Below are 23,794 nucleotides of genomic sequence, written 5' to 3' on the forward strand. Positions count from 1 at the left end.
GCGCACGCAAGGTGGGGAACGGAAAGCACATGGGCAAGACCATCCTGGTCGTCGAGGATAATGAACTCAACCTCCGCCTCTTCTGCGACCTCCTCAACGCCCATGGCTACAGCGCGCATCCGGTGCGCGACGGACGCGACGCGCTGGCGAAGGCGCGCGAAATCACCCCTGACCTGATCATCATGGATATCCAGCTGCCGCATGTCAGCGGGCTCGATCTGATCGGCCAGATGAAGGCCGATCTCAGCTTGCGCGCCGTGCCGATCATGGCGGTCACCGCCTATGCCGGGAAGGGTGACGAGGAACAGATCAAGGCGGCGGGGGCCGAGGCCTATGTCTCGAAACCGATCTCGGTGATCAAGTTCATCGAAAGCGTCGGGGCGTTCGCTTAGGGCGGGTTTCGGCCGGAAGCTGCCGATCCTCCCCGGCACGGGGAGGGGGACCACCGAAGGTGGTGGAGGGGCACAGGCGGAGCCGCACGACTCAGATAGGGCAGGAAACACCTCGCGTGCCCCTCCACCATGCTTCGCATGGTCCCCCTCCCCCAAGGGGGAGGACCGTCCGCTCCCCACCCCAAAACCGCTCTCCTCCATAAGGAAAGGGCCTGTCGCGACAGTGCCCGGCCGCGGCAGGCCCTTCCTACGCCCTCCCCGGCTTTGGGGAGGGGGAGAGACGGTCAGAACTGGCCGCGCAGCGTCACGCCATAGGTGCGCGGCTCGCCGGGGAAGCCGACGAACAGCTGGTTTGCGGTCGCCGGGAAGCCCAGCGCCGCGGGCGCCGCGACCGAACGGAATGAGCCCGATCCCTGGAGCGGCATGTCGGCGCCGATCTGGTAATATCGCTTGTTGAACAGATTCTGCCCCCACAGCTCGATCCCCCAGCGCCGGTCGCGGCCGTACAGCCCGATCCGGCCGTTGAAGACCGCGAAGCCGTCCTGGATCTTTTCGACATCCAGATCCGACCCGGTGTTGGTGTCGCTTTGCAGGCGCGTGTCGAAGTAGACGAGTGCGCTCAACCCGCTGTCGCCGATCGGCGGGGTCCAGCTGATCCCCGCGGTCGCGACATATTTGGCAGCGTTCGACACCCCGCGCCCGGGCAACTGGAACAGGACTGGCGACAGCGCCCGCCCTCCAGTGCCGACGAGGTTGCGGCGATAGAGGGTGTCGACATAGGTCAGCCCCATATTGACCGAGAGATAGCGCGCGGGACGCAGGAAGGTCTCGATCTCGAACCCCTTGGCGACGACGCCGGGTTTCAGCCGGTCGGACGCGCAGGCGCCGGTCGCGGCGCTGTTGTCGATCGGCCCGGTCCCCAGATCGTCCTTGCACGCCTGGATATTGGTAACCTCGAAATTGACGCCGTTGAAGGTGTTGAGCTGGTAATTGCTATATTCCTGATAAAAGGCCGCGAGATTGACGTCGACGCCGGGGCCGTCCCATTTGACGCCGAGCTCGTAGGCGTCGACCTTCTCGCTCGCGAATTGCAGGTCGCTCGCTTCGGGCCGCGCGTTGCCGGGCGTGTTCGCCGGCCGCGCGAGCAGCGCGACGCAGGCGGCATCCTGCGCATCCGATCCCGCGGTCGTGCTGCACGGCCGGTCGAGCGCCGAATAGTCGAGATTGAAGCCGCCCGCCTTGTAGCCCTTCGACGCCGAGGCATAGACCAGCCATTCGGGCGCGGGCTTCCAGCTCAGCACCGCAGTCCCCGTCCACTGGCCTTCGCTGAATTTGGTCCCCGGCGCGCCGGCGACGATGTCGGGCGCGGTGCCGTTAATGACACACGCGAGCGTCGCCAAGGCTTGCAAGGATGAATTGACGATCGCCGGACAGAGCGTGTTGGTGAAATTGGCGTCGCCGCTCAGCGTCTTCTTCTCGTGCGTGTAGCGCGCGCCGACGGTCAGCGTCAGCGCATCCTCGACGATGTCAAAGCTGTTGTGCGTGAAGATCGCATAATTGGTGCTGCGCTGGGCGAAGGTCGATCCATTGTTGCCGGTGCCGTTGAGCGGCGCGGCGCCAAGCAGCGCGGCGATGCCCTGAAATCCGGGGAAAGCGGCGGCAGGGAGGTTCGAACAGGTCGCCGAAGCCGGATTGAGGTTCGCGGGCGACAGCGCCGCCGCCGCGAGGCAATTGGCATAGCGCTGATAGTCGGCGCCATAAACGATGTCGTCGTCGACATCGAGCTTCTCGTTCGCATAATAGCCGCCGACGAGCCAGTCGAGCCGCCCGTCGAACGCCTCGCCCTGCAACCGCAGTTCCTGCGTGAACAGTCGGAAGCGGCGATCGAGGTCGGTGCGCCGCAATATGTCGAGCGCGCTGAAATCCGAATCCTGCCCCTGCGCATTCTTGTAGTCGCGATAGGCGGTGATCGAGGTCAGCGTCGCGGCGCCGAAATCCCAGTCGAGTTCGCCCGACACGCCCCAGTCCTTGGTGTCCGACCGATAGGTGACGCCGGGGGTGGTCGACTGGCGGCGAACGAAGCTGTCGCCCGCCGGCGCGACCTGATGGTTCGCGCCGAGGAACTGGAGCAGCGGCAGCAGCGTGTTGGGCGAGGCGACGGGGACGCCGTCGGGCCCGCGCGTCAGGCTGCGCACGGGGTTGAGGAGCACGCCGCCGCAGCAATTCTCGTTGCGTTTCGAATAGTCCGCGATCAGCCGCAGCGTGATATTCTCGGCGGGTTCGAGCAGTAGCTGCCCTTTGACCAGCCAACGGTCGCGGTCGTTGATATCGGGCTCGCCCGCCGTCGCATTGTCGATGAAGCCGTCGCGCCGCTGCCATACGCCGTCGACGCGTAGCGCCGCCTTGTCGCCCAGCGGCGCGTTGATCATGCCGTCGACGCGCCAATAATCATAATTGCCATAGGATATCGATCCCTTGGCACCGAACGCCGAAAGGTCCGGCCCCTTGGTGACGATGTTGATCAGCCCCGCGGTCGAATTGCGGCCGAACAGCGTGCCCTGCGGCCCGCGCAGCACTTCCACACGCTCGATATCGCCGAGCTCCGACAGGCCCACCCCCGTGCGGCTGCGATAGACGCCGTCGATGAACAGGCCGACCGAGCTTTCGAGCCCCGGATTCTCGCCGACCGTGCCGATGCCGCGGATGCGCGCGGTGAAATTGACCTCGCTCGTCGCGCCCGACACGAGCAGCGACGGGGCGACCTGTCCCAGCGCGCGCACGTCGGTGGCGCCCGTCTTTTCGAGCGTATCGCCGGTGACGGCGGAGACCGCGATCGGCACGTCGGACAGCGCCTCGCTGCGCCGCGTCGCGGTGACGATGATCGTGCTGTCGTCGGTTTCGGCGCCCTCGGCGTCCTGCGCCATGGCGGGCGCAGCGACGAGGCCGAGCGACAGCGACAGCCCGGCGGCGCTGGTTCGCAGCAGACCCGCGGCGGTGCGGCAATTGTTTTTCATGAAATGGCCCTCCTCTCACGATCGTTCGTTTATGCGGGGGAGAGCGGTCTTTTGTTTATGACGCAGGCGTATCACGACTTGCGCGCGTCATGCCAGCGCGCCGCCGCCGACCTGACGTCATTCTGCCGGGCGCGCGGCTTTTGTGTCACAGCTGTCAGATGTGACGGGTTGACTCGCCGGAGCAAAAAAAGGGGCGGGTCCAACGGCCCCGCCCCCTCGAAAATCATGCGATCATATGCGATCAGAATTTGCCGCGCAACGTCACGCCATAGGTCCGCGGTTCGGCGAGGAACTGCGAGAACAGCTGGCGACCGCCCGGATATTGCGGGTCGGCGAACGCGGTGCCGGTCGAGGTGCCGCCCTCCTGGAACGGCGAGTTGAACGCGACCTGGGCATATTGCTTGTTGAAGATGTTCTGCGCCCACAGCTCGATGCCCCATTTCTCGTCGGGACCGCGCACGCCGAGGCGGGCGTTGAACAGCGCATAGCCGTCCTGTCCCTTTTGCGGGAACAGGTCCGACCCGGTGTTATAGTCGCTGGTCATGCGGCCATCGATATAGACGAGGCCGGTCAGCCCGCTGCTGCCGATGTCGGGGGTCCAGGCGATGCTACCGGTCGCGACCAGTTCGGGCGCGTTCGACAGATTGTTGCCCGGCAGCAGGCGCAGCGCCTGATCGAGCGGCGCGCCCGAATCATTGCCCACCAGCTGACCGCGATATTTGGTCTTCGCATAGGTCAGGCCGGCAGTCATACGGAAGCTGCGCGCCGGAACGAGCGAGGCTTCGAGTTCGAAGCCCTGCGACCGGACGCCGTGGCTGACGTCATCGGTGGGGCAGGCGCCGGTGGTCGCCGCGGCGGCGTTATAGTTCGGCGCGCCGGTGAACTTGCTTTGATCGCGGTCGCCGCCGGCGAGGTCGCTGTCGCAGCCGTTGATGTTCTGGACGAGGAAAACGGTGCCGTTGAACGTATTGAGCTGGAAGCTCGAGAAGTCCGACCGGAACAGCGTCAGGCCGAGGCCGAACGGACCGCTCGAATATTTGGCGCCGATTTCATAGCTGTTGACCGTTTCGGGGTCGAACTGCAGCGCGCCCACCAGCGACTGCGCCCCGCCGACCGCCGCAAAGGGCAGGATCGGCGATTTCAGCGCCGACCGGTCGAGGTTGAAGCCGCCCGCCTTGTAGCCGCGCGAATAGCTCGCATAGACCATCAGGTCGTCGACCGGCTTGTACGACAGGATCGCCGTGCCGGTGAACTCGTCCTCGCTCCGCTTGTCGTTGATCGACACACCATTGAGTTCGGCGGTCGAATTGCCCTGACAGCTGAGGCCGATGAGCGCGCCTGCGAGCGCGCGCGCCGTGGCGTTCGTGCTCGAAAGATCGTCGAGCACCAGCCCCTGCACGGTGGTGCAGACCGTGTTGTCGTTGGTAAAGCTCGCCGAGAATTTCTTCTTGTCGTTGGTGTAGCGGAGCCCGAAGGTGAAATCGAGCTTGTCGGTGATGTGGAAGATATTGTGCGTGAACAACGCCCAATTCTCGCCATTCTGGCGATAGACGTCGTTGATGCTACCGAGGTCGCTCAGCCCGTCGAGCGCGTTGAACGCCGCGAGAATATCGGGACCCGACGCGCCCGACGCGCCGGCGATCGTCGCCGGTCCGACGCCCGGGAAGACGCACAGGGGGTTGGTCGGCGAGTAAAGGCCGGCCAGACCGCCGCCCGAAATGATGCGGCAGGTCGCGAAGCGGCCATAATCCTCGCCGAAGCGCAGATTGTCGCGCACGCGCAGCTTTTCATTGGCGTAGAAACCGCCGACGAGCCAGTCGAGCTTGCCGTCGAAGGCCTCGCCCTGCAGGCGCAGTTCCTGCGTGAAGGTGTGGAACTGGCGATAGGCGTCGTCGTCGGGCGCGCGATATAGGATGTCGACCGTGCCATAATCGACGTCGCCCGCCTGGCTCGACCGATATTCGCGGTACGCGGTGATCGAGGTCAGCGTAGCGCCGCCGAAATCATAGTCGATCTGGCCCGAAAAGCCGTAATCCTTGGTCTTGCCGGCGAAGCTGCGGCCCGGGGTGACCGAAATGTCGCGGCTGTAGCCCTGGTTGAACGCATCGAGCGACTGGCCGAGATCGGCGAGCACCCGGACGATATTGTTCGTCGTCGGACTCGCGGGAACCCCCGGATTGTTGAGGTTGCCGATATAGGGGTTGACCGAGGGGCCGACATAGGTCGCGGCGCAGCATTCCTCGTTGCGATAGGTATAATCGGCGATCAGCCGGACCGACAGCGCGTCGGTCGGCTCGAACAGCAATTGCCCGCGCAGGAAATAGCGATCGCGGTTGTTGACGTCGCGGTCGTTCGCGGCGTCGTTGTAGAAGCCGTCGCGCTTCACCCACACGCCGTCGAGGCGCGCGGCGAGCGTGTCGCTGATCGGGCCGGTGACGCTGCCGCCGAGGCGCCAGTAATCATAATTGCCATAGGTGATCTCACCCGTGGCCCCGAACTGGAAATCGGGCTTTTTCGAATAGATGCTGATCAGGCCCGCCGACGAGTTGCGGCCGCCGAGCGTGCCCTGCGGGCCGCGCTGCACTTCGATGCGGTCGATTTCGCCCAGCTCGTTGAGGCCGATGCCCGAACGCGAGCGATAGACGCCGTCGATGAAGACGGGGACCGAGCTTTCGAGGCCCGGATTGTCGCCGACCGTGCCGATGCCGCGAATACGCGCCGAACCGTTCGCTTCCGAGCCCGTCGACGAAACGAGCAGCGACGGGGCGACCTGGTTCAGCTGGCGAATGTCGTTCGCGCCGCTGTTCTGCAGCGTTTCGGCGCTGACCGCCGAAATCGCGACGGGGACGTCGGACAGGAGCTGCGAACGCCCCTGCGCGGTGACGATGATCGGCGTATCGTCGCTGTCGTCGGTCGCGGCATCCGCGGCCGCATCGGCCGGCGCATCCTGCGCGAAGGCCGGGGCCGCGACCACCGCCATGGCGATCGAGACGCCGAGCGCGCTGGTGCGGAGAAAACGGGCAGCACGAAGGGAAGATGATTTCATATCGGGCACTCCTCTCAACATTTCATTATTTTTGTTGCCGGGGGAGCATAACTCAATTGCGCCTCCGATCCAGCCGAAGGCGCGTATTTGCGTCGTTTTTGAAGAAGTGATGCTTTTCGGTCACAGGCGGAAAAGCGCCTGTTCGAGGGGGCTTAACTCCCCGTCCGCCGAAGGAGGCGGCTTGCCGTAGCGTCATCGCGCCCCCTGCCGGCGCAGGGGAAGCAGAGGCGGCGACCGCGTGCGACGAGCATCGCTTCATAGGGGCCGTCGAAATTTTCGGCGATGACCGGATCCTCGGCGGCCAGACCGCCGGTCAGGCTGCCGAAAGCGGGCAGAATCATCCGCCGCGCGTCGCCCGCGAAGCAGGGGCGCGAAATCGGCCGGCCGCGAACGTTGATTCGCAATTTGGGGTGGAAATGTCCCGAGATTTCGGGTCGCGTCTCGTTCCTCAGGCTCTGGTGGCGAAAGACGATGCCGTCGACGGCGAGTTCGTCGGCGACCTCGCCGCCCCACGCGCCGCCGGAGAGCCCGTCGTGATTGCCGGCGATCCACAGCAGCCGCGCCGATGCCGCCTGTCGCGCCAATCGCTCCGCCACCGCCGGCACGATGCGCGCCGCGGCGTGACGGTCGTGAAAACTGTCGCCCAGACACCAGATCGCACGCGCGCCGGTCCCGGCGGCGAGCGCGGCGAGCCGGTCGAGCGTGTCGTGGCTGTCATAGGGCGGCAGCGGCTGGCCCAGCGCCGCATACCAGCTCGCCTTTTCCAGATGCAGGTCGGCGACGATCAGCGCGCCGTGGCGCGGCCAGAACAGCGCCCGGTCGGCCAGCATCTCGAACTGCTGGCCCGCAAAGGCAAAGGTCGGCGCGGCGGACATGGCGCCGCTATGCAGTCGCCGCCGCTCCGTCGCAAGCGCCTTCAGTAACGATCAGCAACGACCCAGTCGCGCCGAAGGACGGCTGCCTTGGGGTGGGGAGCGGCCCTGAGGGGACGCGTGCGAAGCATGGTGGTGAGGGGCACGCGAGGTGCTCTGCCCCATCTGAGTTCGCGGCCGCCCGGTGCTCCTCCCCACCTTCGGGGTCCCCTCCCCGTGCTGGGGGATGGCAGCTCCGGCCGAAACGGTGGCACGTTATCTGGCTTGCAAGGATGATCGCCTCTGAGAAATAACCGCGATGCGTATCCCGTTGGCGGCAAAGCGCCGTCCATATCGCGGTTCGCCCCTTCGGGCAGGTCGAACACGACGCGCTTGTTCGGGAAATCGATTCGACGCGATCGAACAGCGACAGGCTGTCCATGCCGAGCAGCAGCGCCACCGCTCGACGAGGCCCAGCGCGCGAACGTCGGCTGTTATGAAGCTCGGCAGGCCGCTGACGTCCATGCCGTGATCACGATGCGGCGGATCGCGGCGCACCGCCGTATACTGCCCGCCGGTCACCGCGCCCAGCGTCGTCGGCAGAAAGGGCAGGCGGTTGCGCGCTTCGCCGCGACCAGCTTGCAGCGCCATATGCCAGACGCTGGTCTGCGCGCGGATCGACGATGACGTCGATGCGTTTGCCGTCGAGCCGCGCGTCGATAGATCGCCACCGCCGAATTGCGCGCGGTGACGACGATCATCACCATTGATCGCGCGCGCGCCTGCGCGTTCCAATATTCCATCGTTTCAGAAATGATGAGCACGCGCGCTCTCGAGTACGTCGACCCGATCACCCCGCGGCACCGATGTGGGGCGAAGGCGGGGCATCGACCGGGCAAGGTGACGGATCCGCAGCGCCGACGCGAAGTTGCACCGCGACCCGCCGATCGTCGCGAGTTGATTGCGCCTTGACAAGTTTCAGCCGCGGCGAGTTCCAGGTGATCACTGGCTCGGCGCCGGTATCGACGATGAAAGGGGCCTGGCCGCGACATGACCTGCACGCCGCGCGCTCGCGTCGAGGTCGAAAGCTGGATGAACGACGGTGACCGCGGCGCGACCAGTGGCGGCGGTGCGGCGGCGGCGGGGCGGCGCGGGATTGGCTGGCGCCGGCGTCGCGCCAGAGAGTGGGCGAGCAGCAGCGCAGGCACGACCACCTGATCACATCGCTGGCATCCTCAACTATCTTGCGCCGTCTGCCTGTGCGGCCCCGCGGAAGAGCGGCCGGACGTCCATTCGCGGGTCAACGCGCATCGCCCTCGGCCAGCGCATCAGATCGGGCCGAGGCATCGTCGATCGGACGCCGCGAATTTTCGCCCGATCAGCACCCGATCGGAATGGCGAGCGGGCTGATCCGCCGAGCGTCCGGGGCATCGTCCGCCGCGCGAAACGAGCAGGCGCCCGCTGCGCGATCATGCCGTCGCGCGCGTCGGCCCAGGCGCTCGAGCAGAGATGGTCGCATTTTCGCAGCACGTCGAAGATCAGGTCGGCTGAAAGGTCACCTGCTTGCCCGTCTTGCGCTTGCCCGATGCTGGCGTTCGATCGCTTACGCCGATCACCGCGACCTCGCGGAAGGCGCGTTTCAGCAGGTGCGACCGCTCGAATCCCTTCGTGACGATTCTTCGGACAATATCTCGGCGTCGAACAGATTCTGGGCGTGCATGCGCAGCGAAGCCAGATCGCGATCGCATAATCGGAGGCGACAAAAGCCAGGGTTGCAGCCCGCGCGCTCCATCCGCTTCGTGATCAGCATGCCCAGCGACTGGTGCGCGTTCCAGCCCTGAACGGATAGCAGACGAGATAATGGTGCCCTTCGTGTGGAAGGTCTCGACGAGCAGTTCGCCCGGCCGCGGCAGCGCGGAGCGCAGCGCCTGCATTTCGAGCCAGAGCGCACATCCGGGAAAGGCGCCCAGCTCGCCGGATCGGCGAGGAAGCTGCGCACGCGGTCGGCGAGCCGCGTCGAAATCGCAGGCGCGCCCATATAGCTCGGGATGCGCGCGGGGCGCATCGTCGCGCGGACGATCAGGTCGGTGTCGCGGATCGCCTCGACCTCGAGGTTTAAACCGGCAAGTGAAAGGGTGTCGCCGGGGTCAGCGTGCTGGCGAAATATTCCTCGATCTTGCCGAGCCGCCGCCCGTTCTGAAGCGGACGTCGGCCATCGGCGCCTCGACGATGATCCCTGGCGTTGAGCCGGTGCTGCGCGGCGAGCTGGTGCGGATCCGCCACTGCCCGGCCCGTCGGGGGGGCGAGCGGCGGAAGCGATCATAGCTTTAGCGCATAGCCGCCGTCGCGCACGAAGCCGAGCAGCCGCGCGAAAACCTCGCATCGATCCATCGGTAGGGCGCGGCGGTGCGGATTTCGGCGAGCAGTTCGGCCTCGTCGAACGGCGCCGCGCAGGCGAGCGCCATCACATGCTGCGCGAGCACGTCGAGCGCGCCGGGGCGGAAGCGATCGGCGTCGCGTTCGCCCGCCTCCACCGCATCGAGCGCCGCCTGCGCTCGAGATATTCGAAGCGGCTGCCGGGCACGATCAGCGCGCGCTCGGTTCGTCGAGCCGGTGGTTGGCGCGCCGATGCGTTGGAGCAGGGTCGCGAGCTTCCTTGGCGCGCCCATCTGGATCACGCAATGACGTCGCCCCAGTCGAGCCCGAGGTCGAGGCTCGCGGTCGCGACGAGCGCGCGCAGCCGTCCCTCGGCCATCGCGGCCTCGGCGGCTGGCGCGCCTCGCGGTCGAGGCTGTGATGGATCGCGATCGGGAGCGAGCCAGATCGTTGACCTTCCACAGCTCCTGAAAAAATCAGCTCGGCGGTTCTGCGCGTGTTGCAGAAGATGATCGTCGTGCGATCTCGCGATCACCTCCATCACCTGATGCACCGCCCAGCGGCCCGAATGCCCGCCCACGGCACCGCGCCCTCGGGCAGCAATATCTCGATATCGGGGTCGGCGCCCGCCCGCCCCTCGAATGGTGACCGTGCCGGCAGCGGCGTCTGAGGGGCGAGCCAGCCGGCATATGTACCCCGATCAGCGATCGTCGCCGACAGCCCTGACGCGGCGCAGGCCAGGCGCGATCGCTTGGGCCGCGCCATCGCGAGGCTCAAGAGAGGTCGCCGCGCTTGCCCGGCGCAAAGGCGTGGATCTCGTCGATCACCAATGTCTTCACATCGCGAACATCGTAAGCTGCCGGATGAGGACAGCAGCAGCGACAGCGATTCGGGCGTCGTCAGCAGGATGTTCGGCGGCCTATGCTGGCGCGCCTTCTTGTCCGAACTGGTATCGCCGCTGCGGCTTTCGACGCTGATGTCGAGCCCATCTCGGCGATCGGGCCGAGGAGGTTGCGCTCGACGTCGGCCGCGAGCGCTTCATGCGGCGAAACATAGAGTGTGGAACGCCGGTCCGACGGGTTTTGCGCGAGATCGACGAGGCTCGGCAAAACCCGACAAGGTCTGCCCGCCCCCGTCGCCGCGACGAGCAGGGCGTGCTCGCCGCGCTCGCCTCGCGCCGAGCATATCGGCCTGATGTCGCCTGAGCCGCCACCCGCGTGCGGCGAACCAGTCAGTGAAAGGGGCGGGGCGGCATGGGCGAGATGTGGCGCGGCGGGAGACGGGGGGCAAGTCCCTCGGCCTCTACGCGGTGCAAGGGATGTCCCTAACGACCGAACTTAGCTGTCGCCCCGCGAAGGCGGGGCCGCTGTCGTTTACACAATGCCGCTGATAAGGCGCTGGCGGCCCCGCCTTCGCGGGGCGACGGTTGTGGAATGTCCGCTCCCCGACCAAAGCGGTCGCAGCGAACGCCCGTCCTCAAAAAATCCCCGCGGCAATCCCCTCTGCGAGCGCAGCGCCCATGTCGCGCGCTTCGGCAAGGCGGTCCGGTGCGATGATCTTCGGCGCCAGGATGGCTTCGGGCGTCTGCGCCGCCGTATTGACGATCACCGGCTCGGCGACGCGTTTCAGCCGCCAGCCGGTGGCGATGCGGTCGAGCTGGCGCTGGGCATTTTCGCCGTCCGACCCCGCGCAAATGATCGTCGCATAGGGACGGCCCTCGAGCTTCCCCAGACAGGGATAATAGCAGCGATCGAACATCTCCTTCATCGCGCCGGACAGCGCGGCGAGATTTTCGGGGCCGACGAAGAGGTAACCGCCCGCAGCCTGCAGAAGCTGGGGCGTGACGTCGTCCGCCGCGACGAGCTGCGCTGCCGTAGCGGCGGCTTCGGCCGCGGCTTCGGCAAGCGCCTTGCTGCCGCCGGTACGGCTGTGCCAGACGATGAGGAGGTGCGGCGTGCCGGTCATGCGGCGATGCTTGCCAAGCCGAAGGGCGCGGCGCAAGCTGCCCCGAAATATGGGGGAGAGAGACGATGCGCCGATGGACCGCCCTGCTGCTTGTCGCGGGCCTGCCCTTTACCGTTGCCGCACAGGACCCGTCGAGCGAAGCGACCCGCGCCGCGCAGGCTGAGCTGGCAAAGCGTCTGCCGCTCGATGATCCGCGCGACGCGGCCAACGCGACGCGCGGCAAGATCGCCGAGATTCCGGACGGGCTGATCCAGACCGCCGACGGCAGGACCGTGTGGGACCGGCGGCCCTATGTCTTCCTCGATACCCGGGAGGCGCCCGATACGGTCAATCCGTCGCTCTGGCGGCAGGCGCGGCTCAACGCCGTGCACGGATTGTTCGAAGTGGTGCCGGACAAGATCTGGCAGGTCCGCGGCTACGATATTTCGGTGATGACGATCATCCGCGGCAAGGCCGGCTGGATCGTCGTCGACCCGCTCTTGTCCGAAGAAGCGGCGGCAGCCGGATGGAAGCTGTTCGCCGATACGGTCGAAGCCAAATCGGGCAAGCGGCCGATCAAGGCGGTGATTTTTTCGCACAGTCATAGCGACCATTTCGGCGGTGTCGGCGGGATCGTGACGCCCGAACGCGTCAAGGCGGAGAATATCCGCATCATCGCGCCGCACGGCTTTTCGGAGGAAGCGACGTCGGAGAATGTCCTTGCGGGCGGCGCGATGGGACGGCGCGCGCTCTATATGTTCGGCGCGACCCTCGCACCCGGCCCGACGGGCCAGGTCGACACGGGGCTGGGCCCGAAGCTGTCGTCGGGGACGATCGGCTATATGGAACCGACCGAGACGGTCGGCGAACAGGGCGGCACGCTGACGATCGACGGTTTGGCCTTCGAATTCCTCGACGCGGGCGGCACCGAGGCGCCGTCGGAGTTCACCTTCTACATCCCCGCCTATAAGGCGCTGCACACGACCGAAGTCGTGACCCACAATCTCCACAATATCCTGACCCTGCGCGGTGCGCAGGTGCGCGATGCGCTCCGCTGGTCGAAGGTGATCGACGCGATGTTGCTGAAATGGGGCGGCAAGGCCGAGGTCGCGATGGCGTCGCACCATTGGCCGACGTGGGGCGCGGGCGAAGTGTCGGCGCTGCTCGCGAACCAGCGCGACGCCTATCGTTATGTCCACGACCGCACGCTCTTCTTCGCGAACCGCGGCGCGACGCTGCACGAACTCGCAGACCAAACCCCCGAGGCGCCGGCGCAGGTGGCCGATTTTTCGACGCGCGGCTATTATGGCACGCTCAACCACGACATGAAGGCGACGTACCAGCGCTATTTCGGTTGGTGGGATGGCAATCCGGCGAACTTCAATCCGCTGCCGCCCGAGCAATCGGCGCCCAAATATGTCGCGCTCGCGGGCGGGGCCGACAAGCTGCTTGCGGCGGGACGGGCGGCGCTGAAGGCGGGCGATTATCGCTGGGCGGCCGAACTTTTGAACAAGCTCGTCTTCGCCGAGCCCGGCAACAAGGAAGCGCGCGCGGCGCTGGCGTCAGCCTATGACCAGATGGGCTATCAGGCCGAATCTGGGGCGTGGCGGAATTATTATCTCGCCGGAGCCGCTAGCCTGCGCGGAAACGCGGTCGAGGCGGCGACGAGCAATGGGCAGAGCCGCAGCTTCGTCAGCGCGATCCCGACCGTGGTCTTTTTCGATGCGCTCGCGACGCGCTTCGACGCCGCGAAAGGAAATGCGCTCAGGGGGGTTTTCCAGTTCATCCTGCCCGACAGCAAGGAAAGCGTCGCCGTCGTCGTTGGCGGCGGGGTCGAATTTCCGCGCTATGGCGTGACCGACCCGGCCCCCACCGCGACGATCACGATAGACCGCAAGATCCTCGACGAAGCGATGATGGCGCGCGCGCAATTCCCCGCGCTGATCCAGTCGGGTGCGATCCGCATCGACGGCGATCGGCAAGCCTTTCTGTCGTGGTTCGCGCTCCACCCGCCCGCCGACCCGCGCTTCAATGTGGTTGTGCCATAGTCATATAAGACGCTAACGGAGGAGCATGACCGACACGCCCGCCGCGCATCCGACCGATCCCTTCGACGCCGAGGCGTTGAACGCCGCCGAGGGGCTGCACCCGGTCGATCCGGCTTACGCGAAAGTGCTGCGTATCGCGACCGCGCTCAACCTGATCCCGCTGGCGATCGGTGCCAGCGTTTTCGACGCGCTGCTGATCCGCCATATCGAGGGGCCGTACGGGCTGATCACCGCGCTGGCCTGGCTGATCGCGATCGTCATCATCGTCAGTTTCCCGTCGCGCCGCGTGTCGCGGTGGGGCTACAAGATCGGCGAGGGGCACTTGCGCGTCGCGCGCGGCTGGCTGTTCCGCACCGATACGATCGTGCCCTTCGTGCGCGTCCAGCATATCGACGTCGGGCAGGGGCCGATCGAACGCTGGTTCGGTCTGTCGCATCTGATTGTCCACACTTCTGGCACGCACAACAGCACGGTGACGTTGCCGGGACTGCCCAGCGACCTCGCGGCGGCGATGCGCGAGACGATCCGCCGCCATATCCAGACCGACTTCGCATGACCGGCGCCGCCGCCCTCGCCGCGCCGGACGACGAGTCGCGCTGGCAGCGGCTGCACCCCGCGACGTTGGCGCTCGCGGTCGTCGCGCTCGGGCCGAAATCGCTCAACTTCCTGCCCGCGGTGGCTGCGCTCGGTTTTACGGGCAACTGGATCTGGATTGTGCCGGCGATCGGTGCGTTCCTGCTGATCTCGCTGCTCGCCGCCTGGTTTCAGTGGCTGCGTTTCCGCTTCCTCGTCGGCGACGATGAGGTGGTGATTGAAAGCGGCGTCTTTGCGCGCCAGCACCGCACGATCCCCTTCGACCGCATTCAGGACGTCAGCATCGAACAGGGGCTGGTCGCGCGCGCGTTCGGGATCGCCAAAGTCGGGTTCGAGACCGGCGCGGGCGGCAAGGAAAATGACGCGAGCCTCAACGCGATCGCGCTCGACGCTGCGCAGGCGCTGCGCACGACGATCCGCGCGCACCGCAGCGGCGAGGCGGCGACGGTCGTCGCGGCGGGCGCCCCCGATACGGCGCCCGCGCCCGAAGACCGGCTGCTCTTCGCAATGAGTCCGGGGCGGCTGCTGACCGCGGGGCTGTTCAACTTCTCGCTCGCCGCGCTGGCCGTGGTCGGCGCCGCGATGCAGTTTTTCGACGGCCTGCTGCCGTTCGATTTCAATATCTTCAATCCGGTGGACTGGATCGACATCGCCGAAAGCTATGGCCTCGATCAGTGGCTGCTCGCGCATCGCTGGGTCGCCGGGATCGGCGCGGCGCTGTCGCTGCTGCTGATCGGTTTCGTAAGCGGGATCGCGATGATGGTCTTCGCCAACTGGGATTTCCGCCTGACGCGCGAGCCGCGCGCGCTGCGCCGGACCCGCGGGCTGACGACGCGCACCGACGTCGCGGTGCCGGTCAAGCGCGTGCAGGCGGCGATCCTTGTCACCGGCTGGTTTCGCCGGCGTTTCGGCTGGCACGAGCTTCGTCTGCAAAGCCTTGCGAGCGATGGCGAGAAGGAGCGCGACCATCAGGTCGTCCCCTTCGGCAAGCTGGCCGAAATCGACCCGGTGCTGGACGAGATCGCGATCGCGCGGCCGGGCGCGGATGCGACATGGCAGCGCAGCCATCGCATCGTCGCGCTCGGCGGCTTGATCGGCGCGGTCGGCGCCGCGACGGGCGGCTTGATCGCGGTGTCGTTCGGCCAGCCGCTCGGCTGGCTCGGTCCGGTCGCCGGGCTCCTGATCGGCGCGGGATCGCTGTTCGGCGCGCGCTTCCACCGCTGGACCGACCTTGGCGAGCAAGTGGCGATCCGGCGCGGAATATGGAAGCCCAAGACGACCCTGCTGCCGCACGCGTCGGTGCAGAGCATCGACCTCAAGAGCGATTTTATCCTGCGCCCGCTGGGCCTCGCGACTTTGGTGTTCGGCGTGCCGGGCGGCAGCTCGCTCGTCAGCCATGAAATTCCGGCGATCCCGGCCGCCACGGCGCAGGCGCTGCGCACCCGCATTCTGGTCGCGAGGGCGCGGCGATGAGTGATGCGGCGCTTGGAATCACGCGCTCGATCGCCGGCCAACCGTGGCACTGGCGGCGGGCGAGCGCCGACATGGCCAGCGAAAATCTCGCGCCCGACGATCTCGTCACGCAATTGTTGCTCGCGCGCGGCGTCGCGCGCGACGATCTCGACCGGCAGCGGACGCCGACGCTGCGCGGCTTCATGCCCGATCCCTCACTGTTCCGTGACATGGACGCCGCCGCCGCGCGGCTCGCCGACGCGGTCGAGAAGGGCGAGGCCGTCACGATCTTTGGCGATTACGACGTCGACGGCGCAACCTCGGCGGCGCTGCTCGTGCGGCTGCTGCGCGGGTTCGGCCTTCCCGTCGGCGCCTATATCCCCGACCGGTTGATGGAAGGCTATGGCCCGTCGGGCGCCGCGCTCGTCAAAATCGGTGAGGCGGGATCGAAGCTCGTCGTCACGGTCGATTGCGGCGCGCAGGCGTTCGATGCGATCGCCGAGGCCAAGGCGGCGGGGGTCGAAGTGATCGTCGTCGACCATCACCAGTGCGCGACGACGCTGCCCGTGGCGCTCGCGCTCGTGAACCCCAACCGGCTTGACGAGGAAGCCGATGCCGCGATCCACGGCAATCTCGCCGCGGTCGGGGTCGCCTTCCTGCTCGGCGCTGCGTTGCTCCGCACGCTTCGCGCACGCGGCTTTTTCGCGGGCCGCGACGAACCCGCGCTGATCGAATTGCTCGACCTCGTCGCGCTCGGGACCGTCGCCGACGTCGCGCACCTCACCGGCTTCAACCGCGCGCTTGTGACGCAGGGGCTGAAGGTGATGGCGCGGCGCGGCAACACGGGACTTGCGGCGCTGATGGACGCCGCGCGGCTCACCAAGCCGCCGAGCGCGAGCGACATGGGCTTTGCGCTCGGCCCGCGGATCAATGCCGGCGGGCGCGTCGGCAAGTCCGACCTCGGCGTGCGGCTGCTCACGACGAGCGACCCGCAGGAGGCGGCGGAGATCGCTGCCGAGCTCAACCGGCTGAACGAAGAACGCCGCGCGATCGAGGCGGCGGTGCTCGAACAGGCGTTGGAGGCAAGCATCGCCTGCGGCAATGCACCGGTCGCGATCGTCGCGGGCGAGGGCTGGCATCCAGGCGTGATCGGTATCGTCGCCGGGCGCCTGAAGGAGAGATTGCACCGTCCCGCGATCGTGATCGCGGTCGATGCGGACGGGACCGGCAAGGGGTCGGGGCGCTCGATTTCGGGCGTCGATCTTGGCGCCGCGATCCTCGCCGCGAAGGAAACGGGCCTGCTCGTCGCGGGCGGTGGTCACGCGATGGCGGCGGGGCTGACGGTCGAAAGGCACAAGGTCGATGCGCTCGGCGCGTTCCTCAATGACCGCCTCGCCGCCGACGTCGAGCGCGCGAGCGGCGACAAGGCGCTGCTGATCGACGCGGTGCTCGCGCCGCGCGGGATCAATCCGCTGTGGTGCGACGCGATCGAAAGCGCGGGTCCCTATGGCGCCGGCTGGCCCGCACCGCGCGTCGCGACCGGCCCGGTGCGAATCGTCGAATCGGGCATCGTCGGCACCGACCATGTCCGCCTGATCGTGTCGGGTGACGATGGCGCGCGCTTCAAGGCGATCGCCTTTAGGAGCGCCGAGACCGAGCTGGGACAGGCCTTGCTCCACGCGCGCGGGCGCAAATTATGGCTCGCGGGCCGCGCAAAACGGGACGATTGGGGCAGCCGCCCCGCCGCGGAATTGCATCTTGAGGATGCCGCTTGGGCGGACTAGGGGCGGGCCGCTCGGGTGCCGCGCAATATTTTTGCGCGGGGGTGGCGTCGCCATGCTTGACCGCGTCCAAACGCCCGTCTAAGGCGCCCGCTCACCGATCAGACGGCCCCTTCGTCTAGCGGTCTAGGACGTCGCCCTTTCACGGCGAAAACACGGGTTCGAGTCCCGTAGGGGTCACCATCGGTCACAGGAGCGGTCGGCTCCTTTCTCCAGCAAAATCTCCGACCCAAGGCCCCTTCGTCTAGCGGTCAGGACGCGGCCCTCTCACGGCTGAAACACGGGTTCGATTCCCGTAGGGGTCACCAAAACTCTCTCTCAGAGGGTTTCAAGCAGTCTCATAAATGGCTGTTTTCCGCGGATTTTTCTGGTATAGTCGTCTCAAACAGAGCGGCTGGATACCACTCCATACCAACATTTCGATGGTAGATATGATGGCATGACGCCGCTCCCGAATCGGGAGATACCATCATGGCGCTCACGGCCATTGCAATTAAATCCGCCAAAGGGCGGCACAAGCCCTACAAGCTTACCGATGGGGACGGGCTGTACCTCGCGGTCATGCCCAATGGTTCGCGCTACTGGCGCATGAACTACCGTTTTCTAGGCAAGCAAAAGACCCTCTCCTTCGGCGTCTGGCCGGATACTGGGCTGGCCGATGCGCGTGCGCAAAGGGATGCAGCGCGCAAGCTCCTCGCCCGCGACGAGGATCCGGGTGAGCGGATCAAGCTCGACCGGATCGCTGCAACGGTCGCAGCGGCGAACAGCTTTCAGGCGATCGCCGAAGAGTGGCTCGCGAAGGCAGAGCGTGAGAACCGATCGGCAGTCACGATGAAGAAGCTGCGATGGCTCACCACCTTCCTCAACGGCTCGATCGGAAAGCGACCTATCGCGTCGATCTCGGCACAGGAACTTCTCGTGGTCCTACGAAAGATGGAGAGCAAAGGCCGCTACGAGACGGCAAAGCGACTGCGCAGCACCTGTTCGCAGATTTTTCGCTATGCGATTGCCACCGCCCGCGCCGACCGCGATGTCGCTGCCGATTTGCGCGGCGCGCTGATAGCGCCTCAACCGGTTCACCGGCCAGCGATTACCGACCCCAAGGGCGTAGGTGGCCTCCTGCGCGCCATAGAAGTCTTCGAGGGGCATGCGAACACCAAGGTGGCTCTCCGCTTGCTCCCGCACGTCTTTGTGCGCCCAGGCGAGCTTAGGCACGCCGAGTGGGCCGACCTCGATCTGGAGAAAGCGATCTGGCTGATCCCGCCGCACAAGACGAAAATGCGCAGGCCGCATGCTATCCCCCTGTCGCGGCAGGCGATAGAGATTCTGAGCTCGATCGAGCACGATGCGAGCTACAGCCCGTTCTTGTTTCCGTCCCTTCGCTCAACCGATCGGCCGATGTCGGAGAATACGATCAACGCCGCGCTCCGACGCATGGGCTTTGCCCAAGACGAAATGACCGGCCACGGCTTTCGTGCAACTGCGGCGACGCTTCTCAATGAAATGGGACAGTGGCATCCCGACGCGATCGAGCGGCAGCTCGCTCATTGCGACAACAACGCGGTGCGCCGCGCCTATACGCGAGGAGAATATTGGGACGAGCGCGTTCGCATGATGCAGCATTGGTCCGACCATCTCGATTTCCTCCGCGACGGCGCGAAAGTCATCAAGGGCGATTTCCAAAAGGTGATGGTCGGGGACTAACCCAGCTCTGCCCAACGCGGCCTGCGGAGTCCACAAGGCCGTGGGCGTGGGAATCTCCTACAATGACCATCGGGCTTTTGCTGTCCGCGAACTCGCGTAAGAGGCGCGCGACGATCTTACGTCAATCTCGCGCTCGCCGCGCCCTAGCTCGCTTCGCTCGAAAGCAGACGCTCCATCCGATAACCAGAGCCGGTCCCTCCGGCGGAAGGTCTGTTCTAGACACGCTTTTACGGAGGATCGTTCTCGTTCGAGGCTTTCCGTTCGCGGATATGCTCGCGCGCGATGTGGCGTCCGATTGCTTCAGCGACGCGCGTCAAGGCCGCGTCAACGGCAGCAGGGTCTAGCGAATTGTCGTTCTCCGCCGTGAGGGGACGTGAATGGCGCGTCTCATCCGTCTTCATATGGCCCGTCATCGATCATGGGGTTGTCATTCTCGGCGCGGTAGCCGGCCGGATCGGCAATCCATCGGTTTATGGAAGATTCGTACCAGCCCGCACCATGAACGCTGATCTGCACTTGGACAGGAAATGTGCCCTCGGCGATCTTGCGATATATGGTCGAGCGCGAAAGCCCGGTGCGCGAAAGGACGGTCTTGAGACGTACAATTCGTTCGGTATTAAGCATGGGATATGCTTCCTTTGCCTGACTGCTAGCGACGCTCCCTGGTTACAGAATTGGTGATTTTCAGGCTGCGCACAACTGTCTCTTCAGTGCGCCTTGGGTCGTTTCGGGGGGCAACGGGGTGCTTGGCGTCCGTGGGAGTCCGGTAGCGTGCGGTAGCGTCGCGAAATATTTTTCCCATGCCGTCCCGGCGACGGATGCGATGACAGCTTGCTGGTGCAACGCGGTGAGATCGCAGTGCGAAAACTGAGTTCGACTCGGGCGTTGTTCGCTGAAATGCGCGCTCTTCAATGCGTAGGTGAAAGGCATGATTGCGCCTCATGTCGGACATTGAGCTGCAGTTCGATTGAGAACTGATAGCGGACGTCCGCCAGCGCTAAACTACTATCGAGTCCTTTGAGCTGAAGATGACGTTGCAGGCCGCGATTTCGGGAAAGCGAACCTTAGCCAACGACCACTCCTTCGTCAGTCCTTGAACCCCCAGCTTCGAGCTGCCAGCGCGCCCCAGTCTGAGCGCTCACCACTCGCCGTTCTGCGGCTTTCCTTCACCAGCAAACCGAGCTTCGCCCGGCTGGCCTCGCTTGCATTGTCGACGACCTTTCGAAGCGGCCCCACATGGTCCTTGAGCCAATGCCGACCCTTTTCAGAGCGAGTAAGCGGAAGGATAATCAGTTCGATGCATTCATCGGGCCGCTTCACAAATGCAGCATCGACAAAGAAGCGGCGCCCGCCCGCCTTCAATACCCGAAGCCGGATCATCGGTGGAAGCTCACCGAGGGCTTTGGCCATCTCCTCACATGCCTTTCGGCGTGCCGGTGCCGTCAGGAATTCAGCCAGCGCAAACCATCGTGCCACACGCTTGGTTGTCCCGGCGACGGCCGAGGCATTGGCACCGAGAGCTTTCGCTAGCGCCGATCCCGTTCCAAGCTTGAGTTCGGCAGGCGTGAGCAGCTTCGTAGCAATACGGAAGGGCTCCGCGCTCTCCAATAGCGCTTTAGTCCATTCCTCGACTGAAGAGTTTTGAGCCTTCTCGACAAGTTCGCGGTGAATGCGCTCGGCCTTGTCTCCGCCCTTCTTCCTGAGAAGTAGGGCGGATTGATAAAGGCCATTGGTCCACGCCCCCGTCTGTACGTTATTCCAGACATTCATGTAACCGGATACGAGTGCGACAAACTCTTCCTGAAGCGCCGAGGTCTCGATCATCCGAGAATAGAAGACCATATTACGCAGGATTTTGCTTGGGTTGAGTGGCCCGAGCGCCCGGCGGCGAATGCGGTCTGCCATTAGAGCCCGAACGAGATTCCGCGGCTTCATCTGGTCGTCGAAGCTTTTCATGAGGATATCAATCGCGGACTCCTCGCGTGGCTCCGCAATATCATCGATGACCAGATTGATGCGTTCGGGCGCGGAAGGATATTTTTGCAGAAAGGCTGGCCAGCTATCTCCGACCGGCGAATGGAAATCGAGCTGCTTCCAGATCATCGCCGCCGCCATGACGGCAACAGCATTGCCATCGCCGCTTCCAGCCGCCGCGCTCAATTGCCCCGTGAATATATTCTCGTTGCCAAGCCGTTCGAGCGCGGCGTGGCGCGTCTCCGCACTTCCGACCGGTAAGCCCAGCGTCCGGACCGCGGCGCGGAAAGCATCGCCCTCGCCGGTCTGGCTCCGCACCGTTGCTTCCGCCACTCCAAAGAGCGGGTCGAGCCCGTCCAGCGAACTGCCGATGATATCCTCCGCCTCCTTTCCCGCCAGTAGGGGAAGCAGATCGGGAACCGAAGCCGGTGCGGCATTCTCGCTCAGGCGCCTCGAGAGTTCGGCCACGATCAGCTCGTGATCGGTTTCGCTCCGCATCCGCCGCTGGACGGTGGGATAGGGCCGCAGACCGGAAAGAACTCTTACGTAGCGTGCGGCATCGCCACTCACATCGAACCATATATTCGTGAGTTTTTGCGCGGCGCCATATTTGACAATGGCGCTCCCGAACGGCCCCATTTCCTTGAACGCCCCGTGATTTAGTTCCGACGTCGACACAATATTATCGAGCATTCGGATCGCGCGGCCTGCCAGAGCCGACGCATCGTCCCCGCCAATGTGATCAAACAATGGCGCCATTCGGTCATGAAGCCCTTCAAGCGGCACTGCAGTTTCTGCGTCCGCGAAGGCGCGAGCTAGATTGCGCCAAGCGGCGGGACGCCATGGCTGGTCCTCCGTCTCGATCGCGAGCAATCGGGCCGCGTTGGTCACGATCTCGAAGAGGGGTGCGGCGCTATTTTCGCCCTGAGGGAGATTGGCGGTGACCAGCTCAAAGATGTCGCCATAGCCGACGACCTTCCGGTATGGCTCGAGATAGTATGGTTCATACTCCACGATCGCGCGCTGAATCGGTGCCGTCATCAATACCTGGCCGGCATCGTCGACGCCCACCCCGAAATGCAATGCCGCGATCTCGCGGGCCCAATCGTCGCTGTAGCGCGCGGCGGGGTGGTATTCGCGCGACACTTCCTTTTCGATCTCGTCTGCAATCCAGTCGCTGTTGATCGAATAATAGGCTAGAGTTTCGAAGGTGACGGGGCGAGCGCGGCAACGGATGAGCAACGCGACCATATGATTGAGTATCTTGTTGATTTCGCGTGGCGTGACCGCGATTTTCTTTTCGGCGAACCAGACATCGAGAAACTGCCGGGTCCGAAAGGCGCGCACGTCGCTATATTCGGAGCCGAGGCAATATTTCATCTTGTCGACAAGGTAGCGTTTCCAATCGGACATGACCGGGGTCGGCACGTCGAAGGTGACATCGAACGTCTTGTTGATAAACGAGCGGGCAAGCCGCCGCCCCTGCTCAGGGTCGGTACCGACCGCGAACATCTGCGAAATTGATTTCGCATCGACCGGAAGAATTACGGTCGGATGATAGGGCTCGAAATCGATATGATTGTCATCGCCTGCGGACAGGAAGAAGCTGCGGGCGCTAGCCCAGATCTTCATGGCCTCTTCGTCGTCGATGCGATCCATATTGTCGATGACGATGATCAGCCGGACGTCATGTGTCTTGATCTCGCGCATCAGAGCCCGGAACTCCTTGCCGAACTCGATGGAAGTCGCGTCAACGGGTTGGTAGGTCAGGCTGTGAACATGGCCGAGGTTCTTGTTAAAAATGAGCGCCGGCAAAAAGGGTGATCGCTTCCCGCTCTCCATCTCGAGCAACCAACGATACGTCCAGACAGCTACCGGGCCCAGAATGAGCAACATCGCAAGGCAAAGCGTGAAGAAGCCGGCGCCGGTCGTAGTCGCCCCCATCCCGTCCTGGAACGTCTCGAGGCTCAGAAACGAAAGTCCGAAGGCGAAAGCGGCGGCACAAAGGAAGAAGAGCTTCGCCTCGCCCGTGAGGACAGGTGTGTCATACTGGTTCGTCTCGCGAATTGAGCCCGACAGGATCTTGACCTTCCTGTCCCATTTCTCGCGATCGATTGGCGTGCGATCCGCCAGAAAAGTTACGAGCGATTCGAAAAACGAGCGCCGCAGCGGGTCGTTCTGATGCAGCCAGGCATCGTAAGTGAACATCAGAAAATTCTTGTCGGCTTTCCTGAGCTGCTCGTTGACATCACGAACGATGGTCGATTTTCCGCTTCCCCACCGCCCGAGGAGGCCGATGATCTTAAGTTGCGGATTTCGAACGATTGCGTGCGATATCGCCGCCGCTACGGGCGAATGCGTATCGAAAAAATCGACCTCAGCAGGTTCATCTATGATGAACTTCAGATCTTCTTCAGCTTCTTCCATCTTACCCCCGTCGCGAAGTATCGCTGCGTCGGGGATGGCGAAATATCTGTGACGCCAACCGCATCCATTTGTTATTATTCTGGATGCCCCCCGACACCGAGCTATGAAATGGTCTTCCCGCTGGCAAGCTTCAAGTGTCGTTCAATTGTCATCTCGCCAGCAGACCTGGTCCATTCCGGCTCGATGCCGGA

18 protein-coding genes and 2 tRNA genes are annotated in these 23,794 nt (G+C 64.8%); 9 read left to right on the forward strand and 11 right to left on the reverse strand.

Annotation, left to right across the window (positions count from 1 at the left end):
* Positions 1-29 precede the first annotated feature (29 nt).
* Entirely contained in the window at positions 30-392 is a 363-nt protein-coding gene (locus tag OVY29_RS16670) for a response regulator (protein WP_037556171.1), read from the forward strand.
* A gap of 284 nt (positions 393-676) precedes the next feature.
* Here the strand turns inward: OVY29_RS16670 and OVY29_RS16675 are convergent, their stop codons facing one another.
* From OVY29_RS16675 to OVY29_RS16690, 4 genes are all read right to left on the reverse strand, one after another.
* Positions 677-3,406 carry a TonB-dependent receptor gene (locus OVY29_RS16675; protein ID WP_037557309.1) on the reverse strand — a complete coding sequence of 910 codons (2,730 nt, stop codon included), beginning with the start codon at positions 3,404-3,406 and terminating at the stop codon, positions 677-679.
* A gap of 241 nt (positions 3,407-3,647) precedes the next feature.
* Complete coding sequence (locus OVY29_RS16680) at positions 3,648-6,452, reverse strand: TonB-dependent receptor (protein WP_037557308.1); 2,805 nt, start codon at positions 6,450-6,452, stop codon at positions 3,648-3,650.
* A 152-nt stretch (positions 6,453-6,604) separates the two neighbouring features.
* A complete protein-coding gene (gene pdeM / locus OVY29_RS16685) occupies positions 6,605-7,327 on the reverse strand; it encodes a ligase-associated DNA damage response endonuclease PdeM (protein ID WP_037557307.1) in 723 nt (240 codons plus the stop codon).
* A gap of 252 nt (positions 7,328-7,579) precedes the next feature.
* Positions 7,580-7,954, reverse strand: coding sequence for a hypothetical protein (locus OVY29_RS16690; RefSeq protein ID WP_313911732.1), 375 nt, complete (start codon positions 7,952-7,954; stop codon positions 7,580-7,582).
* Positions 7,955-8,050: 96 nt separating this feature from the next.
* On the opposite strand from OVY29_RS16690, the gene OVY29_RS16695 reads away from it, so the two are divergent.
* Positions 8,051-8,275: a hypothetical protein gene (locus OVY29_RS16695; protein WP_313911733.1), complete on the forward strand. Its 225-nt coding sequence runs from the start codon at positions 8,051-8,053 to the stop codon at positions 8,273-8,275.
* A gap of 566 nt (positions 8,276-8,841) precedes the next feature.
* On the opposite strand, the gene OVY29_RS16700 is transcribed toward OVY29_RS16695, so the two are convergent.
* From OVY29_RS16700 to OVY29_RS16720, 5 genes are all read right to left on the reverse strand, one after another.
* Positions 8,842-9,237: a hypothetical protein gene (locus OVY29_RS16700; RefSeq protein WP_313911734.1), complete on the reverse strand. Its 396-nt coding sequence runs from the start codon at positions 9,235-9,237 to the stop codon at positions 8,842-8,844.
* A gap of 181 nt (positions 9,238-9,418) precedes the next feature.
* Complete coding sequence (locus OVY29_RS16705) at positions 9,419-9,586, reverse strand: hypothetical protein (RefSeq protein WP_313911735.1); 168 nt, start codon at positions 9,584-9,586, stop codon at positions 9,419-9,421.
* 44 nt (positions 9,587-9,630) lie between these two features.
* The gene (locus tag OVY29_RS16710; RefSeq protein WP_313911736.1) at positions 9,631-9,981 is read right to left on the reverse strand and encodes a hypothetical protein; all 351 of its coding nucleotides are present in this window, start codon (positions 9,979-9,981) and stop codon (positions 9,631-9,633) included.
* Complete coding sequence (locus tag OVY29_RS16715) at positions 9,978-10,259, reverse strand: hypothetical protein (protein WP_313911737.1); 282 nt, start codon at positions 10,257-10,259, stop codon at positions 9,978-9,980. The genes OVY29_RS16710 and OVY29_RS16715 overlap by 4 nt, the downstream gene beginning before the upstream one ends.
* Positions 10,260-11,155: 896 nt before the next feature.
* Positions 11,156-11,644 (reverse strand): flavodoxin family protein, encoded by a 489-nt coding sequence (locus OVY29_RS16720; RefSeq protein ID WP_037557283.1) that lies wholly within the window; start codon positions 11,642-11,644, stop codon positions 11,156-11,158.
* 65 nt (positions 11,645-11,709) lie between these two features.
* Here OVY29_RS16720 and OVY29_RS16725 point away from each other — a divergent pair, with 65 nt between their 5' ends.
* The 7 genes from OVY29_RS16725 (at position 11,710) to OVY29_RS16755 (ending at position 19,202) form a co-directional block, all read left to right on the forward strand.
* The gene (locus tag OVY29_RS16725; RefSeq protein ID WP_037557285.1) at positions 11,710-13,671 is read left to right on the forward strand and encodes an alkyl/aryl-sulfatase; all 1,962 of its coding nucleotides are present in this window, start codon (positions 11,710-11,712) and stop codon (positions 13,669-13,671) included.
* A 25-nt stretch (positions 13,672-13,696) separates the two neighbouring features.
* Complete coding sequence (locus tag OVY29_RS16730; protein ID WP_037557288.1) at positions 13,697-14,227, forward strand: PH domain-containing protein; 531 nt, start codon at positions 13,697-13,699, stop codon at positions 14,225-14,227.
* Positions 14,224-15,738 (forward strand): PH domain-containing protein, encoded by a 1,515-nt coding sequence (locus OVY29_RS16735; protein ID WP_037557290.1) that lies wholly within the window; start codon positions 14,224-14,226, stop codon positions 15,736-15,738. Before OVY29_RS16730 ends, OVY29_RS16735 begins: the two co-directional genes overlap by 4 nt.
* Entirely contained in the window at positions 15,735-17,501 is a 1,767-nt protein-coding gene (gene recJ, locus OVY29_RS16740) for a single-stranded-DNA-specific exonuclease RecJ (protein WP_037557292.1), read from the forward strand. Before OVY29_RS16735 ends, recJ begins: the two co-directional genes overlap by 4 nt.
* Positions 17,502-17,605: 104 nt before the next feature.
* Positions 17,606-17,681: transfer RNA gene (locus OVY29_RS16745), tRNA-Glu, on the forward strand.
* 50 nt (positions 17,682-17,731) lie between these two features.
* Positions 17,732-17,806, forward strand: a tRNA-Glu gene (locus tag OVY29_RS16750).
* A 163-nt stretch (positions 17,807-17,969) separates the two neighbouring features.
* Complete coding sequence (locus tag OVY29_RS16755; RefSeq protein ID WP_313911738.1) at positions 17,970-19,202, forward strand: phage integrase central domain-containing protein; 1,233 nt, start codon at positions 17,970-17,972, stop codon at positions 19,200-19,202.
* A 387-nt stretch (positions 19,203-19,589) separates the two neighbouring features.
* Here OVY29_RS16755 and OVY29_RS16760 read toward each other — a convergent pair whose 3' ends face one another.
* Together OVY29_RS16760 and OVY29_RS16765 are read right to left on the reverse strand one after the other, a co-directional pair.
* Complete coding sequence (locus tag OVY29_RS16760) at positions 19,590-19,826, reverse strand: AlpA family transcriptional regulator (protein WP_313911739.1); 237 nt, start codon at positions 19,824-19,826, stop codon at positions 19,590-19,592.
* A gap of 462 nt (positions 19,827-20,288) precedes the next feature.
* Positions 20,289-23,603 (reverse strand): P-loop NTPase fold protein, encoded by a 3,315-nt coding sequence (locus tag OVY29_RS16765; RefSeq protein ID WP_313911740.1) that lies wholly within the window; start codon positions 23,601-23,603, stop codon positions 20,289-20,291.
* Positions 23,604-23,794 lie beyond the last annotated feature (191 nt).

This window comes from Sphingopyxis sp. SE2, from assembly GCF_032227185.1.
In the GTDB taxonomy this organism is placed as follows: Bacteria; Pseudomonadota; Alphaproteobacteria; order Sphingomonadales; family Sphingomonadaceae; genus Sphingopyxis.

What these genes read in the sequence shown, in the direction of transcription:
- pdeM (WP_037557307.1), bottom strand. Translation starts at nt 7,327, where the DNA reads ATGTCCGCCGCGCCGACCTTTGCCTTTGCGGGCCAGCAGTTCGAGATG.
- OVY29_RS16675 (WP_037557309.1), bottom strand. Translation starts at nt 3,406, where the DNA reads ATGAAAAACAATTGCCGCACCGCCGCGGGTCTGCTGCGAACCAGCGCC.
- OVY29_RS16680 (WP_037557308.1), bottom strand. Translation starts at nt 6,452, where the DNA reads ATGAAATCATCTTCCCTTCGTGCTGCCCGTTTTCTCCGCACCAGCGCG.
- OVY29_RS16760 (WP_313911739.1), bottom strand. Translation starts at nt 19,826, where the DNA reads ATGCTTAATACCGAACGAATTGTACGTCTCAAGACCGTCCTTTCGCGC.
- OVY29_RS16730 (WP_037557288.1), top strand. Translation starts at nt 13,697, where the DNA reads ATGACCGACACGCCCGCCGCGCATCCGACCGATCCCTTCGACGCCGAG.
- recJ (WP_037557292.1), top strand. Translation starts at nt 15,735, where the DNA reads ATGAGTGATGCGGCGCTTGGAATCACGCGCTCGATCGCCGGCCAACCG.
- OVY29_RS16690 (WP_313911732.1), bottom strand. Translation starts at nt 7,954, where the DNA reads ATGGCGCTGCAAGCTGGTCGCGGCGAAGCGCGCAACCGCCTGCCCTTT.
- OVY29_RS16755 (WP_313911738.1), top strand. Translation starts at nt 17,970, where the DNA reads ATGGCGCTCACGGCCATTGCAATTAAATCCGCCAAAGGGCGGCACAAG.
- OVY29_RS16720 (WP_037557283.1), bottom strand. Translation starts at nt 11,644, where the DNA reads ATGACCGGCACGCCGCACCTCCTCATCGTCTGGCACAGCCGTACCGGC.
- OVY29_RS16670 (WP_037556171.1), top strand. Translation starts at nt 30, where the DNA reads ATGGGCAAGACCATCCTGGTCGTCGAGGATAATGAACTCAACCTCCGC.
- OVY29_RS16735 (WP_037557290.1), top strand. Translation starts at nt 14,224, where the DNA reads ATGACCGGCGCCGCCGCCCTCGCCGCGCCGGACGACGAGTCGCGCTGG.
- OVY29_RS16700 (WP_313911734.1), bottom strand. Translation starts at nt 9,237, where the DNA reads ATGCAGGCGCTGCGCTCCGCGCTGCCGCGGCCGGGCGAACTGCTCGTC.
- OVY29_RS16765 (WP_313911740.1), bottom strand. Translation starts at nt 23,603, where the DNA reads ATGGAAGAAGCTGAAGAAGATCTGAAGTTCATCATAGATGAACCTGCT.
- OVY29_RS16725 (WP_037557285.1), top strand. Translation starts at nt 11,710, where the DNA reads ATGCGCCGATGGACCGCCCTGCTGCTTGTCGCGGGCCTGCCCTTTACC.